This is a genomic window from Actinoallomurus sp. CA-150999, from assembly GCF_050942425.1.
Classification (GTDB): Bacteria; Actinomycetota; Actinomycetes; order Streptosporangiales; family Streptosporangiaceae; genus Actinoallomurus.
In genome coordinates this window covers 7444665-7461248 of record NZ_CP192063.1, presented here as the reverse complement: position 1 = coordinate 7461248, position 16584 = coordinate 7444665, and the positions used below count along the sequence as shown (strand labels likewise).

At 70.9% G+C, this 16584-nt stretch carries 15 protein-coding genes; 7 read left to right on the top strand and 8 right to left on the bottom strand.

Annotation, left to right across the window (positions count from 1 at the left end; genetic code table 11):
• The 4 genes from ACQP2O_RS34535 to ACQP2O_RS34520 form a co-directional block, all read right to left on the bottom strand.
• The gene (locus ACQP2O_RS34535; RefSeq protein ID WP_433172487.1) at positions 1-735 is read right to left on the bottom strand and encodes an ABC transporter permease; all 735 of its coding nucleotides are present in this window, start codon (positions 733-735) and stop codon (positions 1-3) included.
• Positions 736-762: 27 nt separating this feature from the next.
• Complete coding sequence (locus tag ACQP2O_RS34530) at positions 763-1668, bottom strand: ABC transporter ATP-binding protein (protein WP_433172485.1); 906 nt, start codon at positions 1666-1668, stop codon at positions 763-765.
• Between the two features lie 100 nt (positions 1669-1768).
• A complete protein-coding gene (locus ACQP2O_RS34525; RefSeq protein WP_433172483.1) occupies positions 1769-2998 on the bottom strand; it encodes a multidrug effflux MFS transporter in 1230 nt (409 codons plus the stop codon).
• A gap of 177 nt (positions 2999-3175) precedes the next feature.
• Entirely contained in the window at positions 3176-3820 is a 645-nt protein-coding gene (locus ACQP2O_RS34520) for a TetR/AcrR family transcriptional regulator (RefSeq protein ID WP_433172481.1), read from the bottom strand.
• A 168-nt stretch (positions 3821-3988) separates the two neighbouring features.
• Between ACQP2O_RS34520 and ACQP2O_RS34515 the strand changes: the two genes are divergently transcribed.
• Positions 3989-4936, top strand: a complete 948-nt coding sequence (locus tag ACQP2O_RS34515; RefSeq protein WP_433191251.1) for an NAD(P)-dependent alcohol dehydrogenase — start codon at positions 3989-3991, stop codon at positions 4934-4936.
• A 62-nt stretch (positions 4937-4998) separates the two neighbouring features.
• Here ACQP2O_RS34515 and ACQP2O_RS34510 read toward each other — a convergent pair whose 3' ends face one another.
• Positions 4999-5568 (bottom strand): TetR/AcrR family transcriptional regulator, encoded by a 570-nt coding sequence (locus ACQP2O_RS34510; RefSeq protein WP_433172479.1) that lies wholly within the window; start codon positions 5566-5568, stop codon positions 4999-5001.
• A 141-nt stretch (positions 5569-5709) separates the two neighbouring features.
• Between ACQP2O_RS34510 and ACQP2O_RS34505 the strand changes: the two genes are divergently transcribed.
• A complete protein-coding gene (locus ACQP2O_RS34505; RefSeq protein WP_433172477.1) occupies positions 5710-7131 on the top strand; it encodes an MFS transporter in 1422 nt (473 codons plus the stop codon).
• 136 nt (positions 7132-7267) lie between these two features.
• Here the strand turns inward: ACQP2O_RS34505 and ACQP2O_RS34500 are convergent, their stop codons facing one another.
• Positions 7268-8269, bottom strand: coding sequence for an NADP-dependent oxidoreductase (locus ACQP2O_RS34500; protein ID WP_433172475.1), 1002 nt, complete (start codon positions 8267-8269; stop codon positions 7268-7270).
• A gap of 197 nt (positions 8270-8466) precedes the next feature.
• Positions 8467-9363: a LysR family transcriptional regulator gene (locus ACQP2O_RS34495; RefSeq protein ID WP_433172473.1), complete on the bottom strand. Its 897-nt coding sequence runs from the start codon at positions 9361-9363 to the stop codon at positions 8467-8469.
• Positions 9364-9612: 249 nt separating this feature from the next.
• Here ACQP2O_RS34495 and ACQP2O_RS34490 point away from each other — a divergent pair, with 249 nt between their 5' ends.
• The 4 genes from ACQP2O_RS34490 to ACQP2O_RS34475 all read left to right on the top strand — a co-directional run bounded on the left by ACQP2O_RS34490 (position 9613) and on the right by ACQP2O_RS34475 (position 13899).
• A complete protein-coding gene (locus ACQP2O_RS34490; RefSeq protein ID WP_433172471.1) occupies positions 9613-11043 on the top strand; it encodes a form I ribulose bisphosphate carboxylase large subunit in 1431 nt (476 codons plus the stop codon).
• Between the two features lie 8 nt (positions 11044-11051).
• Positions 11052-11477, top strand: a complete 426-nt coding sequence (locus tag ACQP2O_RS34485) for a ribulose bisphosphate carboxylase small subunit (protein WP_433172470.1) — start codon at positions 11052-11054, stop codon at positions 11475-11477.
• Positions 11474-12448 carry a CbbX protein gene (gene cbbX / locus ACQP2O_RS34480; RefSeq protein ID WP_433172468.1) on the top strand — a complete coding sequence of 325 codons (975 nt, stop codon included), beginning with the start codon at positions 11474-11476 and terminating at the stop codon, positions 12446-12448. The genes ACQP2O_RS34485 and cbbX overlap by 4 nt, the downstream gene beginning before the upstream one ends.
• 149 nt (positions 12449-12597) lie before the next feature.
• The gene (locus ACQP2O_RS34475; protein WP_433172466.1) at positions 12598-13899 is read left to right on the top strand and encodes a cation:proton antiporter domain-containing protein; all 1302 of its coding nucleotides are present in this window, start codon (positions 12598-12600) and stop codon (positions 13897-13899) included.
• 59 nt (positions 13900-13958) lie between these two features.
• On the opposite strand, the gene ACQP2O_RS34470 is transcribed toward ACQP2O_RS34475, so the two are convergent.
• On the bottom strand, positions 13959-14696 hold the full coding sequence (locus ACQP2O_RS34470) for an SDR family oxidoreductase (protein WP_433172464.1): 738 nt from the start codon (positions 14694-14696) through the stop codon (positions 13959-13961).
• Positions 14697-15036: 340 nt separating this feature from the next.
• On the opposite strand from ACQP2O_RS34470, the gene ACQP2O_RS34465 reads away from it, so the two are divergent.
• Positions 15037-16443: a DHA2 family efflux MFS transporter permease subunit gene (locus tag ACQP2O_RS34465; protein ID WP_433172462.1), complete on the top strand. Its 1407-nt coding sequence runs from the start codon at positions 15037-15039 to the stop codon at positions 16441-16443.
• The last annotated feature ends 141 nt before the right edge of the window (positions 16444-16584 follow it).

Below are 16584 nucleotides of genomic sequence, written 5' to 3'. Positions count from 1 at the left end.
TTACTCCCACCGGAAGAGCTTGGCGGCCGCGAGCCCGGCGACGACCGCGTACGCGGCCATTATGGCGAACTGGGCGAGGCGCGGCTCGGTGCCCATCCAGGCGTCCCGCATCGTCTTCAGCGTCGCGCCGAGCGGGGTGTAGTCGCCGACGGCGCGCAGCGCGGAGGGCATCTGCTCACGGGGGATGTACACCCCTCCCAGGAAGAGGCTCGGGAAGAACAGCACCATGCCGATCGCGTTGCCCGCCTTGGCGCTCGGCGCGACGGCGGCGACGACGAGCCCGATCGCGAACAGGGCGCCCATGCCGAGGACGAACGCCGCGAGGAAGGCGGGGAACCGCTCGGGGACGTGCGTGCCGAAGAGCACGCGGGAGGCGACGATCATCATGGCGACGGTGACGATCGCCATGACGACGTAGAGGAGGAGCTGGGCGGCCAGCAGGTACGCGGGGCGGACCGGGGTCGTGGCCATGCGCCGCAGCACGCCCTTCTCCCGGTACGAGGCGAGCGTGGCGGGCAGGATGGACAGGCCGAGGATCGTCAGCGCGATCCCGACACCCAGTGCGGCCATGTACTCGGCGGTCGTCTGGCCGCCCAGGCTGTGCTGGGCCTTGTTCGCACCCGGCATGTACCCGAACCCGAGCAGCAGCGCGAGCGGCAGCACCAGGACCAGCGCCGGCAGGATGATCTCGCGGGTGAAGAGCTTCAGCTCCATGGACGTGAGCTTGGCGAGCATTGGTGTGTCTCCTCGATGCGAAGGGGGTCAGTTGATCGGGCGGCCGGTCAGGGCGACGAACGCGTCGTCCAGGCTGCTCTGCTCGACCCGCAGGTCGACGGCGATGATCTGGTTGCGGGCCAGGACCGAGGTGACCGCCTGCAGGAGGCCGTCGGTGCCGGTCACGACGAGCTGCCCGCCCGTCTTGGTCACGGTGAGCACCTCGGCCAGGTCCTTGAGCAGCCGGTCGTCGAAGGGGACGGAGGGCCGGAACCGTACGCGCTGCTCGGGCGCGACCCGCGAGACCAGCCCGGCGGGCGTGTCGACGGCGACCACCCGGCCGGCGTCGATGACGGCGAGGCGGTCGCAGAGGTGCTCGGCCTCCTCCATGAAGTGGGTGACGAGCACGATCGTGACGCCCCGGTCCCGTACGCCCTCGATCAGCTGCCAGGTGTCGCGCCGCGCCTGCGGGTCCAGGCCGGTGGTGAGCTCGTCGAGGATCGCGACCTTCGGGTCGCCGACGAGGGCGAGGGCGATCGACACCCGCTGTTTCTGCCCCCCTGACAGGCTGCGGAAGCGCGTCTCACGCTGGTCGGCGAGCCCGAGCTCCTCGATCAGCCGGTCGGTGTCGGCGGGCCGCGAGTAGAACGAGGCGTACAGCTCGAGGGCCTCGCGGACCTTCATCCGGTCCGGCAGTTCGCTCGCCTGGAGCTGGACGCCGAGCCGCTTGGTGAGCTCGGCGCGGTCGCGGCGGGGGTCCAGCCCGAGCACCGACACGGTGCCGCGGTCGGGGGCGCGCAGCCCCGCGACGCACTCGACGCTGGTGGTCTTGCCCGCGCCGTTCGGGCCCAGGATGCCGAAGATCTCCCCTTCGTCGACCGCGAAGGACACGTCCTCGACCGCGACCTTGGTTCCGTACCGCTTGTGCAGATTCCTGACGTCGATGACCGGCATGGCCTCTTCCTCGATTCGCGTGGTGACGGATTCGAGGATGGCTCGCGGCGGTGTGCGCGCGGATCGACCGGTCGGGTACGGCCGCGGTGGATCCCGGATATCAACCGATCGGTCGATGCCCCCGGGTGAGCGTCGCGAAGGCGAGGGACGCCGCCACGGTCAGGGCGGCGATGACCAGGCCCATCGGCACGGCGGTGTGAGAACCGGCGACCCCGACGAGCGGCGCGGCGGCCCCGCCGATCACGAACTGCGCCAGGCCGAGGAGCGCGGAGGCGCTCCCGGCGACGGCGGGCGGACGGCCGGTGAGGGCGAGCGCGGTGGCGTTGGGCGTGATCAGTCCGATCGCGGCCACGACCAGGAACAGCGCGGGCAGCACTCCCGGCAGCCCGAGGCCGGCCCCGATCGCCACCGGCAGCGCCACGCCGCCGATGAGGGAGACCGCCAGGCCGGCGGCGAGCAGCGCCCGCAGGCGGACGCGCGCGGCGAGCCATCCGCTGACCTGGCCGGCGCCCACGATGCCGAGGGCGTTCACCGCGAAGATCAGACTGTACGCCTGCGGCGACAGGCCGTAGATGTCCTGGATCACGAACGGCGAGCCGGAGATGTAGGCGAACATCGCCGCGAACGCCAGCCCGCCCGCCAGGGCGTAGCCGACGAAGACGCGATCCGCGCACAGCCCCGCGAACGTGCGGAGAGTGGGTCCGAGTCCGCCGGGCCGCCGCCCGGACCGTGGCAGGGTCTCGCGCAGCCCCGCGTACGCGGCGACGGTCATCAGCGCGCCGACGACCGCGATGAGCACGAACACCCCATGCCACGACGTGACGCGCAGCAGCTGGCCGCCGATGACGGGTGCCGCGATCGGAGCGACGCCGTTGACCAGCATGAGCATGGCGAAGAACCGCGCCGCGGCCGGCCCGTCGTACAGGTCGCGGACGACGGCCCGCGCGATGACGATGCCGGCCGCGCCCGCCGCGCCCTGGACCAGGCGCAGGGCGATCAGCGCCGGCACCGTGGGCGCGACGGCGCACAGCAGGGAGGCGACCGTGTACAGGGCGACGCCGATGAGGAGGGGGCGGCGCCGTCCCCACGTGTCGCTGATCGGCCCGGCGAGCAGCTGGCCGACCGCCAGGCCGACGAGGCAGGCCGTCAGGGTGAGCTGGACGAGCGACGCGCCGGCCGACAGGTCGTGGGTGAGCTTCGGCAGGGCCGGGAGGTACATGTCGATCGACAGGGGCCCGATCGCGGTGAGCGCCCCGAGGATGAAGATCAGCCGGACCCGTCCGGCGCGGGTCGGCGCCGCCTCGATGGTCTCGCTCGCCGTCGCGACCATGTCACCCCTTCTCCTGCCCACGCCACGGTCGGCGCGCGTCCGTTGGGGTAACCGGCCTACGGCCAGGGAGAATTCCCGCCAACCCGGATGAACGGTGCGGTACGCGCGGCCTCCGAGCTTTCCCCGGCTGTGGCGACCATCGGTACGGCCAATAACGCTAAGCACTCATGATCCGGCTCACGGGCGGCCCGGTGGCCGGCGGATTTCGCGCATTCTCATCTCTGCGGGAGGTGGGAGAGAGCCGGGGTGCGGTGCCTGGAAAGCCTGGAAGAGATAGGCGAGCAGGCGCCGGGAGGCAGCGAGGGCGGTTTCTCGCGGTTGTCCGGCGAGGCCGCTGTTGGCCAGGAGTAGGAGGGTGATGTCGGCGGGGTCGAAGTCGTCGCGCAGCTGTCCGGTCTCGCGGGCACGCTGGACCAGCCGCGCCAGACCCTCTTCGGCGCAGTCGCGTTCGTGATCGTGATCAAGGGCATCGGGGAACTGATCCAGGAATACCGGGGCGAAGCCGCGGTCGGTCACCTGTGTGGTGCACACCTTCTCCAGGAGTGTGTACAGGCCGTGCCCGGGATCAGGGTCGGTAAGGGCCTCGTCGAATGCTGCCGCGCACAGGGCGAGTTGCTCGGCAAAGGCAGCGGTGGCAAGCGCAGTGCGGGTGGGGAAGCGGCGGTAGAGGGTGGCCACGCCGACGCCGGCGCGGCGGGCGACGGCGCTCATAGGGGCGTCAGGGCCCTGGGCCGCGAACACCTCGCGCGCGGCTTCAAGGATGCGTTCTCGGTTGCGCCGGGCATCGGCGCGCAGGCCCGCCGGGTCCGCGTCGCCGGGCACATCGCCGACGTGCCCGGACGGCTTGTGAGATGGCTGAGCAGGCAATGTCTCTCACTTCAAACTAAACGGACGATGTCCTCCACTTACCGGTTTAGCGTGAGCGTACCAGCGGGCGCACACAGCGCCTCCGCAGCTCCGAAACGCGACACAGGACGAGATATGAGCGACATGCGCGCAGCCCTCTTCGACCGATACGGCCCCCCGGAGGTCCTCTACGTGGGCAAGCGGCCGACGCCGACCCCCGCGCCCGGCGAGGTGCTGGTGCGGGTGCACGTCGCCAGCGTCAACGGTGGCGAGCTGCTCGATCGGGCCGGGAAATTGCGCCTGGTAACCGGCCGCACTTTCCCCAAGACGAGCGGAGTCGACTTCGTCGGGGAGGTCGCCGAAGTCGGTTCGTCGGTCACCGGAGTACGTGAAGGGGACCGAGTGTGGGGGCTGCTGGGGCGCAAGACGGGCAGCATGGCCGAGTACGTCGCCGTACGCCCCCGCCAGATCGCCCCCGCTCCGGAGAACCTCACCCCGGTGCAGGCCATCTCACTGCTCGCCGGCGGGGCCACGGCGGTGACCGCCCTGCGCGAGAAGGCCGTCATCAAACCCGGTGAGCGACTCCTGGTGCGCGGGGGCAGCGGAGGCGTGGGCAGCGTCGCGGTGCAGATCGGCAAGCTCTTCGGCGCCCACGTCGTCGCTCTCGCGAGCGCGAAAAACCTCGACTTCGTCCGAGGCCTGGGCACCGACGAAGCACTCGACTACCGTACGACTCGCCTCTCCGAGCTGGGCCGTTTCGACGTCATCGTCGACACCGCCGGCACGCACCAGTCCCGCTTCCGCCGCCTGCTGGCACCCGGCGGGCGCATGGTCGCCGTCACCCCCGACTTCGACAGGCTTCTCCCCAGCCTCGCCACCATCCTCGCCTCGACCGTCCACGGGAGCAGACGCATACGCCTCTTCAGCGGCAACCCCGACACCAAGCTGCTGACCGAGATCACCCGCTACGCGGAGCATGGCGACATCGTCCCCGTCGTGGACACCGTCCACCCTCTCGACCGGATCACCGACGCCCACCGGGCACTGGAAGCCGGCGGCGTCCGCGGCAAGCACATCATCCAGATCACGTGAGGGGCGCTGCCGCGGCCGACGGGCCCCACCCCGCAGCCGCACGGCGGAGGCGGGAACGTGGATCAGGAGCGTGGGCGCAGGCCGTCGAGCATGAAGGACAGCAGGAGCTCGGTGTCCTCCGGAGCCCGCTCGCTCGCCACCGACAGCGCGTGGGCGAGCCGGAGCAGGTCACACGGCCGGAGCTCGGGGTGGGCGGTGCCGGCCTGTTGCGCGCGGGCGAGGACGGTCCCGGCGGCCGTCTCGATCTGGTCGTGGCACTGGACGAAGGTGTTCGAGTGCAGGTCGATGACGGCCTTGAGGGTCTGGGCGAGCCCGCGTTTGTTGCGGGAGTACTCCGCGATGGTCAGCATCCAGGCCGTCAGGACTTCGTCCGCGGGGGCGGTCGCGGCCAGCTCGTACGCCCTGTCCGCGAGCTGCTGCATCTCCTCGCGGTAGACGGCCTCCTGCAGGGCCAGACGGGTGGGGAAGTGGCGGTAGAGCGTGCCGATCCCGACGCCGGCGCGGCGGGCGATCTCCTCCAGTGAGGCGTCGGCGCCGTACTCGAGGAACGCGCCCTTGGCCTCGGTGAGGAGCCGCTCGTAGTTGCGGCGCGCGTCGGCCCGCATCGGACGCTGCCCGGCGGTCGTCGGCATCGCACCTCCAGAAAACACGGTTGCGCAATCGGAGGATACCTCCGTATTGTTTGCGGAGGCACCCTCCGGTTAGACGGCCACTCCCCGACAGCCACTTCGGGGGACGGCCGTAACCCTTCCTGCACGAGGAGTCTACGACTCATGTCCCAGCAGACCGTACAGATGGGCGACCCGCCGCTCGACGCAGAGCGGCGGCGACGACACACGCGTCACCCGGGACTGTCGCTCGCCGTCATCGTCGCGTGCCAGCTCATGGTGGTACTCGACGCGAGCGTCATGTTCGTCGCCCTCCCCAAGATCCAGCACAGCCTGCACTTCTCCGCGACCGGCCTGTCGTGGGTGACCAACGCCTACTCCCTGGCGTTCGGCGGCCTGCTCCTGCTCGGCGGCCGGACCGGCGACATCGTCGGACGGCGGCGGACGTTCATCGTCGGCATCGCCGTGTTCACCCTCGCCTCGCTGGCCGGCGGATTCTCCGGCTCCGCCGCCTGGCTGCTCACCTCCCGCGCCGTCCAGGGGGTCGGCGCCGCCCTCGCCGCGCCCAGCGCGCTCGCCCTCATCGCCACCAACTTCGAGGAGGGGCCGGAGCGCAACCGGGCGCTGGGGGTCTTCTCGGCCACCTCGTCGGCCGGCGCCTCGATCGGCCTCGTCCTCGGCGGGATGCTCACCGACTGGGCGTCGTGGCGCTGGGTCCTGTTCATCAACGTCCCGGTCGGAGCCGTCGTCCTGCTCCTCGCGCCGCAGGTGCTACGGGAGACCGAACGGCACCGGGGCCGCCTGGACATCGCCGGTGCGGTCGCGGTCGTGGGCGGCATGGTCGCACTGGTGTACGGGTTCATCCGCGCGGCCGACGCGGGCTGGAGCGACGGAGGCACCCTGGCGGCGTTCGCCGGCGGCGTCCTGCTCCTCGCCGCCTTCCTCGTCGTCGAGACGCGGGTCGAACGGCCCGTCGTGCCGCTGCGGCTGTTCGCCGACCGGGCGCGATCCGGTTCCTACCTCAACATGCTGCTGCTCGCGGCGGCGATGTTCGGGATGTTCTTCTTCATCGTCCAGTTCCTGCAGAACGTCCTGGGGTTCAGCCCGCTCAAGGCCGGTGTGGCGTTCCTGCCGATGTCCGGACTGCTGTTCGTGATGGCGCGTGTCTCGCCGCGGCTGATCCCGCGCGTCGGGCCCCGGCGGCTCATGCTGATCGGCCTGCCGCTCATCGCGGCCGGCATGGTGTGGCTCACCCGCCTGTCCGCGCACAGCGGGTACGCCTCGGGCGTGCTCGGGCCGATGATGCTATTCGGGCTGGGCGCCGGCCTGGTGTTCCTGCCCATCACCGTCACCATCCTGTCCGGGGTGCGGCGGGAGGACTCCGGCGCCGCCTCCGGCACGCTGCAGACCATGCAGCAGGTCGGCGGCGCGCTCGGGATGGCGGTGCTCGTCTCGGTGTACGGGACGGCGCTCCGGCACGGCGGCCTGACGCACGGGGTGAGCGTCGCGTTCACCGTCGGCACCATCTTCGTACTGGTCGCCTTGGTGGTCACCGCGGTATTCGTCCGGCAGCGCGCGGCCGCCTGATCGCGCCGCGCGTTCGATGACGCCGCCGGGTCCGGGCGACCGGGCCCGGCGGCGTCGCGTGCTTTCAGCCGGGCGATCGGATCCGGCGGCTGGGAGCGCCGACAACCGGACGATCGGGCCTGGCGGCTTCGAGCGCCTACAGCCGGACGACCATCTTGCCGGTGTTCTGTCCGCGCAGCATGGCCAGGAACGCGTCGACGGCGTGGTCGACGCCGTCGAACACCGTCTCCTCGAACTGGATCTTCCCGTCGGCGAGCCAGCCGCCGACCTCACGGACGAAGTCGCCGAACATCGCGTAGTGGTCGGTGACGATGAAGCCGCGCAGCGTGAGGCGCTTGCCGATCATGAGGGGCAGGTTCCGCGGCCCGGGCTGCGGCTCTTTGACGTTGTACATCGAGATCGCGCCGCAGATCGCGGCCCGGCCGTAGTTGTTGAACGCCCCGATCGCCGCCTCGAGGTGGTCGCCGCCGACGTTGTCGAAGTACACGTCGATGCCGTCGGGGGCCGCCGCGGCGAGCAGCTTGTGCACCGGTCCGGACTTGTAGTTGAAGGCGGTGTCGAAGCCGAGCCGGTCGGTCAGGTAGGCGACCTTCTCGTCCGAGCCGGCGCTGCCGATGACGCGGGAGGCTCCGCGCTGGCGGGCGATCTGGCCGACGAGCGAGCCGACGGCCCCGGCCGCTCCGGAGACGAAGACGGCGTCGCCCTCCTTCATGCCGGCGACGTCGAGCAGCCCCGCGTACGCCGTCAGCCCCGGCATGCCCAGCACGCCGAGGAAGGCCGATGCCGGAACGCCGTCGACCGGCGTCACCTTGCGGAACTCCTTCGCGGGGGCCACCGCGTGCTCCCGCCAGCCGAGCTGGTGCAGGACGACGTCGCCCGGCTTCAGGTCGGACGAGCGGGACTCCACCACCTCGCCGATCGCGCCGCCGGTCATGACCTCGTTCAGGCCGAACGGGGGGACGTAGGACTTCACGTCGTTCATCCGCCCGCGCATGTACGGGTCGACGGACATGAAGAGGTTGCGGACGAGCGCCTCGCCGTCACCGGGAGGGGGCAGCTCGGTCTCGACGAGCGCGAAGTCGGTCGGCTCCGGCCAGCCCTGTGGGCGCGATACGAGGTGCACCTCACGCGTCTTCATGGCGGTATGTCTCCTCTATCGATGAGCGTCTGATTCACCCAACGCTACTCGCCAGTAGATGACGGGCGGCCGGGGCGGGCCCGGTTCGCCGCTCCGAGAGTGCAACGTTCCGAGATCGCTGCCGCAGGAAACGTCCGCCCCGGAAGCCGCCGACCTGGCAACCGAACCCGCCGAGGATTCCCCGGCTGGCAAGGCGCTCAGGTTGTCGCGTGCCCGGGCGTCGTGCCGGCATCCTGCGTCCACCCGTCCGCGGCGAGGATGTGGGAGACGAACAGCCGTGTCGTCGCCGTGGGGGCGGTGCCCGACACGGCGTGCCATGGCCGGTGCAGGGGAGTGCCGGGCGCGTCCACCACGGCCAGGCTCCCGTCGGCGAGCTCGTCACGTACCGCGTCGCGCGAGACCAGGGCGGCGCCGAGCCCCGCCGCGGCGCCGGCGATGACCGCGCCGTTGGAACCGAGGACGAGCTGCGGCGGGTCGACGTCACGTTCGGAGAGGTAGGCCTCGGCCGTACGGCGCGTACCGGACCCGGGTTCGCGCATCACCCACGGCGTGGTGTCCAGCGCGAACGCGGCGGCGACGCCGGGGGACGCCACGCCGACCAGGTCGTTCGGGCGGGTGGCCAGGACCGTCGCGGGGAGGTCCGCCGGCGGCCGTCCGCCGAGCACCAGATCGGCCGCGTGCGCCGCCAGGCGATCCCACACCAGGCTGCTCGGGCCGACCTCCAGGGCGAGGTCCACCTCGGGCCACCGGGCGCGGAACGTCGCCAGCAACGCGGGCAGCACCTGGTCCGCCGCCGTGGTCACGGCCGCGAGCCGCAGCCGTCCGCGCCCGGCGTCCTCGCCGCCGCGCGCCGCCGCACGGCCCTCCTCGAGGAGCCCGAGGACGCGGCGCGCGTAGTCGGTGTAGATCCGCCCCGCGGGCGTCAGCACCACGCCGCGACCGGCGCGCTCCACCAACGCGACCCCGATGTCGCGCGCGAGCGCGGTGACCGCGGCGGACACTGCCGACTCGGTCACGACGAGCCGCCGCGCGGCCGCGCGTACCGACCCGGTCTCCGCGAGGGCGACGAGCGCCCGCAGTCGTGCCTCTGTCATGTCGAGCCCGTGTCCGTGAACACCCGCAGTCGTGCCCCTGTCGTGTCGAACCCGTGTCCGCGAGCACCGGCTGGCGTGCCTCTGTAGGTCGAACCCATGTCCGTGAACACCCGCAGATGTGCCTCGGTCATGTCAGCCCCATATCCCGGCGAATCCCCGCAGGCGTACGGTCGTCGCTTGAGCAATTGCTTCAGTGTCATGCCGCAACTCTTGATGGACAGTACAAGTGTCGTCCCGCACGCTCAAGGCATGACGAATCGATGGTCGGCGGGTGTCATCCCGTACGCGGAGATGGGCTACTGGCAGCCCGACTACGAGCCGGGCCCGAGCGACGTCCTGGCGGCGTTCCGGATCACCCCGCAGCCCGGCGTCCCGCCGGAGGAGGCGGGTGCGGCGGTGGCGGGGGAGTCGTCGACGGCGACGTGGACCGTCGTGTGGACGGACCGCCTCACCGGCTACGAGGAGTACCAGGCGAAGTGCTACCGCGTCGACGCGGTGCCCGGCGCCGAGAACCAGTACATCGCGCACATCGCGTACAGGCTCGACCTGTTCGAGGAGGGCTCGATCGCGAACCTCACCTCCTCCATCATCGGGAACGTCTTCGGGTTCAAGGCGCTGCGGGCGCTGCGGCTGGAGGACATGCGCATCCCGCCGCACTACGTGAAGACCTTCCAGGGGCCGGCGCACGGCATCGTGATGGAGCGGGAGTATCTCGGCAAGTTCGGCCGCCCGCTGCTCGGTGCGACGGTCAAGCCGAAGCTCGGCCTGTCGGCGCGCAACTACGGGCGGGTCGTGTACGAGGCCCTCCGTGGCGGCCTCGACTTCACCAAGGACGACGAGAACATCAACTCCCAGCCGTTCATGCGCTGGCGGGACCGGTTCCTGCACTGCATGGAGGCGGTGGCCAAGGCCCAGGCCGCGACCGGCGAGGTCCAGGGCCATTACCTGAACGTCACCGCCGCCACGATGGAGGACATGTACGAGCGCGCGGAGTTCGCCCGGGACCTCGGCAGCGTCATCGTCATGATCGACCTGACCGTCGGCTACACCGCGATCCAGTCGATGGCCCGGTGGGCGCGGCGCAACGGGATGCTGCTGCACCTGCACCGGGCCGGGCACTCCACGTACACCCGGCAGAAGACCCACGGCGTGAGCTTCCGCGTCATCGCCAAGTGGATGCGGCTGGCCGGCGTCGACCATCTCCATGCCGGCACGGTCGTCGGCAAGCTGGAGGGCGACCCGAACGCCGTGGCCGGCTTCTACGACACCCTGCGCCTCGATCACGTCACCGCCGACCCCGTACGGGGGCTCTACTTCGATCAGGAATGGGCGTCGATGCCGGGCGTGATGCCGGTCGCGTCCGGTGGGATCCACGCCGGGCAGATGCACCAGCTCCTGCACCACCTGGGCGAGGACGTCATCCTGCAGTTCGGCGGCGGCACGATCGGCCACCCGATGGGCATCGCGGCGGGCGCCACCGCGAACCGCGTCGCGCTGGAGGCGATGATCAAGGCGCGCAACGAGGGCCGGCACTTCCTCGCCGAAGGACCCGACATCCTGCGCGCCGCGGCCAAGCGCAGCCGCGAGCTCGACATCGCCCTGTCGACCTGGGGCGACGTCACGTTCGACTTCGAGTCCACCGACACGCCGGACGTCGCCCCGACGCCCACCCTGACGTGAGGATCACCATGCGCATCGCCCAGGGCACCTTCTCGTACCTGCCCGACCTGACCGACGGGGAGATCAGCGCGCAGATCGCGTACGCGCTCGGCAACGGCTGGCCCTGCTCGGTGGAGTTCACCGACGACCCGCATCCTCGCAACGCGTACTGGGAGATGTGGGGCCTGCCGATGTTCGATCTGCGCGACGCGGCCGGCGTGCTGCACGAGATCAACGAGTGCCGCCGCGCCCACCCGCACGACTACGTACGGCTGAACGCCTACGACGCCCGCTACGGACGCCAGACGACCGCGCTGTCGTTCATCGTCCAGCGCCCCACCGCGGAGCCGGGCTTCCGCCTGGACCGTACGGAGACCGCCGACCGGCGGGTGCGCTACCGCACGCACCCGTACGCGCTGGACCGGCCGGCCGGCGAGAGGTACCGGGCGCGATGACCGCACGTCTCGGCTTCGACATGCGCGCGACGGGTGCCGGCGGCTCGTACGACGCGGACGGTTCCGATGATGTTCCGGGGGAGCTCTTGCCGCATGACGCGCGCGTCGACCTGGCGCGCGCGGAGGCGGAGTCGCGGATCGGCCAGGTGCTCGACGCCCTCGACGCGGAGCTGGTCGGGCTGGTCCCGGTCAAGACCCGGATCCGGGAGATCGCGGCGCTGCTGCTCATCGATCGGCTGCGCGCGAGGTTCGGGCTCGGCACCGCCCCGCCGAACCTGCACATGTGCTTCACCGGCAGCCCGGGCACCGGCAAGACCACCGTCGCGACGCGGCTCGCGGAGCTGCTGCACCGACTCGGCTACCTGCGGCAGGGCCACCTGGTGGCGGTGACGCGCGACGACCTCGTCGGCCAGTACGTCGGACACACCGCCCCGAAGACCAAGGAGGTGCTCAAACGGGCGATGGGCGGCGTGCTGTTCATCGACGAGGCCTATTACCTCTACCGCGCCGAGAACGAGCGCGACTACGGCCAGGAGTCGATCGAGATCCTGCTGCAGATGATGGAGAACCACCGCGACGACCTCGTCGTCGTCCTCGCCGGATACCGGGACCGGATGGACTCCTTCTTCACGTCCAACCCCGGGATGAGCTCCCGGATCGCGCACCACATCGAGTTCCCCGACTACACCGTGGAGGAGCTGGAGGCGATCGGCGCCCTGATGCTGCGCCGCGACGGCTACGTGCTGGCGGCGCAGACGGAGCCGGTGTTCCGCGACTATCTCGAGCGGCGCCGCCGCCGGCCCCGGTTCGCCAACGCGCGCAGCGTCCGCAACGCCCTCGAACGCGCCCGCCTCCGGCACGCCGCCCGCCTGCTCGCCGAGGGAGGCGAGGTCGGCCGGGCAGAGCTGAGCACGCTGCGCCCCGAGGACTTCCTCGCCAGCCGAGTCTTCACCGACTTGGCGACCGACTAGTCGCGCCTAGTCGGTCTGAGGAAAAGATCAAGACTCGTGAGAACGCAGAAGCCGGGTGCCGCGACCTATGGCGTGATCTCGGGTGCCGTGTGATCATGACAAGCGCCATCCGGTAATTCCGATCTGCTCACTCTGGAATGGAGCGTTCCATGAAGAGCCTTGCGCAGCATTCCGATTTAATGATCGCGGCCGTAATGGCCGACATCGCGATTGTCCTGGTCGTCGGGGCGATCCTCGGTCGCCTGGTACGACATCTGAGACAGCCACCGGTCATCGGCGAGATCATCGCCGGTATCGCGCTCGGACCCAGCCTGCTCGGGCTGCTTCCGGGCAACCCCACCGCCCACATCTTCCCGGCTGAGGGGCGGCCGTACCTGTCGGCGATCGCACAGGTCGGGCTGCTGGTCTTCATGTTCGGCATCGGCTGGGAGTTCGACAGACGTCTGCTGAACGGGCGCCGCGGCGCGGCCGGCGCGGTCTCGATCAGCTCGATCGCGCTCGCCTTCGGTCTCGGCATCGCCCTGGCGATGCTGCTGTACTCCCACCACAGGACCGTGAAGGGCCACCACACGTCGTTCACGGCGTTCGCGCTGTTCATGGGCGCGGCGATGTCCATCACCGCGTTCCCGGTGCTCGCCCGGATGCTGACCGAGCACCGCATGATGGGGACCCGCGTGGGCGCTCTCGCGTTGGCCAGCGCGGCCATCGACGACGTGCTCGCGTGGTGCCTCCTCGCGCTGACCGCCGCGATCGTCACCGCCAATGGCGCCACCGGGCACATGGTGCAGATCGGCATCCTGTCGGCGGTCTACGTGGCGATCATGGCGCTGCTCGTACGCCCGGTGCTGGCCTCCATGACTCGGAAGTGGGTCACCGACCGGGTGCCGCCGCTGTACGTCATCATGCTCGTGGCCGGGCTCTTCCTGTCCTCCTACGCCACGACGTGGATCGGCATCCACGCCATTTTCGGCGCCTTCGCCTTCGGCGTCATCATGCCGCGCGAGCCGTTCGATGTCCTCGCCGAAGGCGTAAAGCGGCCGTTCGATGGAATCAGCATGGTGCTCCTGCCGGTCTTTTTCATCGTGACCGGCCTGAACGTCGATATCAGTGCCCTTTCCGGCCGCAACGTCATCGAACTGGCCGCGATCATCCTCGTCGCCTGCGCCGGCAAGATGATCGGCGCGACGGCCCCCGGAAAGCTCACCGGAATGTCGTGGCGTGAAGCGGGCACCCTCGGCCTGCTGATGAACACCCGCGGTCTGACCGAGCTGATCATCCTCAACGTCGGTGTCAGCCTCGGTGTCCTCGACGGCCAAATGTTCACCATGATGGTACTGATGGCGCTGGTCACAACGGCCCTGGCCGGCCCACTTCTGCCGAACGCCCCCGCATCACCGGACGAACTCGCCGACCGCCGCTACGCCCGATCAGGAGAGCCGCAAGCGGCATGACCCGACCCGAGCACGGCGGCCGGCGGAACGCGTTTCCGCCGGCCGCCGTGTGTGACCCCTTATTCAGATACGCGGATGATGTCGGGCTGCTCGGGGCCGTGCGGGATGTCGAAGGTGTCCTCGCCGGTGCGCAGCAGCCGCAGCACCACCCCGGCCACGTACTCCGGCCGGTGTACCACCATGCCCGGCCGGGGCGGCACGCCGTCCTTGAAGATGCCGTTGCCGAACTCGGTCGCGGTCACCGAGGGCAGCAGCAGTGACACCGCGATCCCGTCCGCGGCCAGTTCCTCTCGCAGCACCGAGCTGATCATGTTCACCGCCGACTTGGTCGCCGCGTACGCCCCCACCCCGGTCGCGACCCGGCGGGTGGTGCCCGAGCTGACGTTCACGATCCGCCCGAAGCCCCGCTCCCGCATGGCCGGCAGCACCGCCTGGGTGACGTCGACCAGGCCGGCCACGTTGAGGTCGAGGATCTTGCGGTACTCGGCGACATCGATGTCGGCGATCGGTCCCTGGATGCTGGCGCCGGCGTTGTTCACCAAGCCGTCGATCTGCCCGTGCCGGTCCAGTGCGGTCGCGACCAGGTCGTGCACCTGCGCGGGGTCGGTCACGTCAGTGGGCACCGCCAGCGCCCCGTCGAGTTCCTCGCTCAACGCGGCCAGCCGGTCGGCCCGGCGCGCGGCCAGCACCGGATACGCCCCGGCGGCGTGCAACAGCCGCGCGGTGGCCTCGCCGATCCCGGACGACGCGCCCGTGACGATCACCGTCCGGCCGGTCAGTTCGATCAGATCCGTCATGACCCAACGTGTACCAGACCTGTGATCTTGGCCCGCCGCGAGGCCAGGAACTCGCGGACCTCACTGCGGTTGTCGATGTCTTCCGAGGTTAGGCCGGTCTGCGGTGCCGTGGGGTGTTCTGTCAGTACACGGAACAACGAGGACTCCCTCGCCCGGCCCACTTGGGATTTCCTGGGTGATGCTCAGGCGCTGAGGACCGGTCGCCCGTCCTGGCCCCGCGCTTCGGCCGGGCCGCCGAGGCCGGCCGCGCCATGAACGTACGGCGCGTCGTCACGGTGCTGTCGCAGCCCTGAGCAGCCCGTCGATTCGCCCATTCTCACCTTCGAAGAGATCACCGCTGATGTCCAACCCGTCCACCGTCCCCACGACCACCGGTGCCGGTGCCGCCCGGCCCCGTGCCTTCGCGGGCGCCGTGCTGGCCGCCGCCGTGCTCGGCTTCTTCGTCATCACCCTCGACGCCGTCATCGTCAACGTCGCGCTGCCCTCGATCCGGCATGACGTCGGCGGCGGCATCACCGGGCTGCAGTGGGTCGTCGACGGCTACACGCTGATGTTCGCCGCACTGCTGCTGTCCGCCGGTTCGTTGACCGATCGCGCCGGCGCGCGCCGCGCCTTCGGCGCCGGGCTGGCGATCTTCGCGCTCGCGTCGGCGGCCTGCGGCCTTGCACCGAACCTGGGTGCGCTGGTCGCCGCCCGGTTCGTCCAGGGCGCGGCGGCGGCCGTGATGATGCCCTCCTCGATGGCGCTGATCGGCCACGCCTACCCGGACCCGATCCGGCGGGGGCGGGCGGTCGCGGTGTGGGCGATGGGCGGTGCCATCGCCTCCTCCTGCGGCCCTGTCCTGGGCGGCCTGCTGACCCTGCTCACCTGGCGGCTGATCTTCTTCATCAACCTGCCCGTCGCCGCGGCGGCCCTGATCCTGCTCGCCCGTACGCAGCGCTCGCCGCATCGGCCCGTACCGTTCGACCGGGTCGGTCAGGTCACCGCGGTGCTGGCCATGGGCGGCCTGACCTACGGGGCGATCGAAGCCGGCGCCGTCGGCTTCGCCGCACCCCGGGTGATCGTCGCGTTCACGGTGGCGGCCACGGCGCTCGCCGCCTTCCTCACCGCCCAGGCGCGCGGCGCCCACCCGATGATGCCCCTGGACCTGTTCCGTTCCCGTACGGTGGCGGTCAGCGTGGCCGTCGGCTTCGCGTTCGTCGTCGGTTACTACGGGCTGCCGTTCGTGATGAGCCTGTACCTTCAGCAGCTGCGGGGGCTGTCCGCCCTGGCCACCGGCGCGGCGTTCCTGCCGATGATGCTCACCGGCGCCGCCTTGACCCCGTTCAGCGCGCGCATCGCCGAACGGGTCGGCGCGCGGGCCCTCGTCACCGCCGGCCTGGTCCTCATGGCGGCGGGCCTGGCGATCCTCGCCCTCGCGCCCGCCTCGACACCGGTCTGGGCGCTGGCCGTCATGATGGTCCTGGTCGGGCTGGCCGGTCCGTTGGTGATGCCGCCGGTGACCGCCGTCCTGCTGGGCGCCGTCCCGCACCACCGTGCCGGGGTCGCCAGCGGGGTGTTCAACACCAGCCGGCAGGTCGGCGGCGCCCTGGCCGTCGCCGTCTTCGGTGCGCTGCTCGCCCAACCGGCCGGCTTCCTACCGGGCCTGCGCACCAGCCTGCTCATCGCCGCCGCGGCCGCCCTGGCCGCCGCAGCCGCGAGCCGGCTGCTCAGGCCCGCCCCCACAGGAGGAACGCACTCGAACTGACCACAACCCACCCGGCTCCGAGCCTGGGCCTCCGCCTCGAGGGCGTCACACCGGCCCGTTCGCACCGAGCCGCGATGAGCCGAGCAGGTTGATCGGTCTCGGGTGGCGGCCGCCATGCGACCTGCCGAGCTCGGCCGGCCG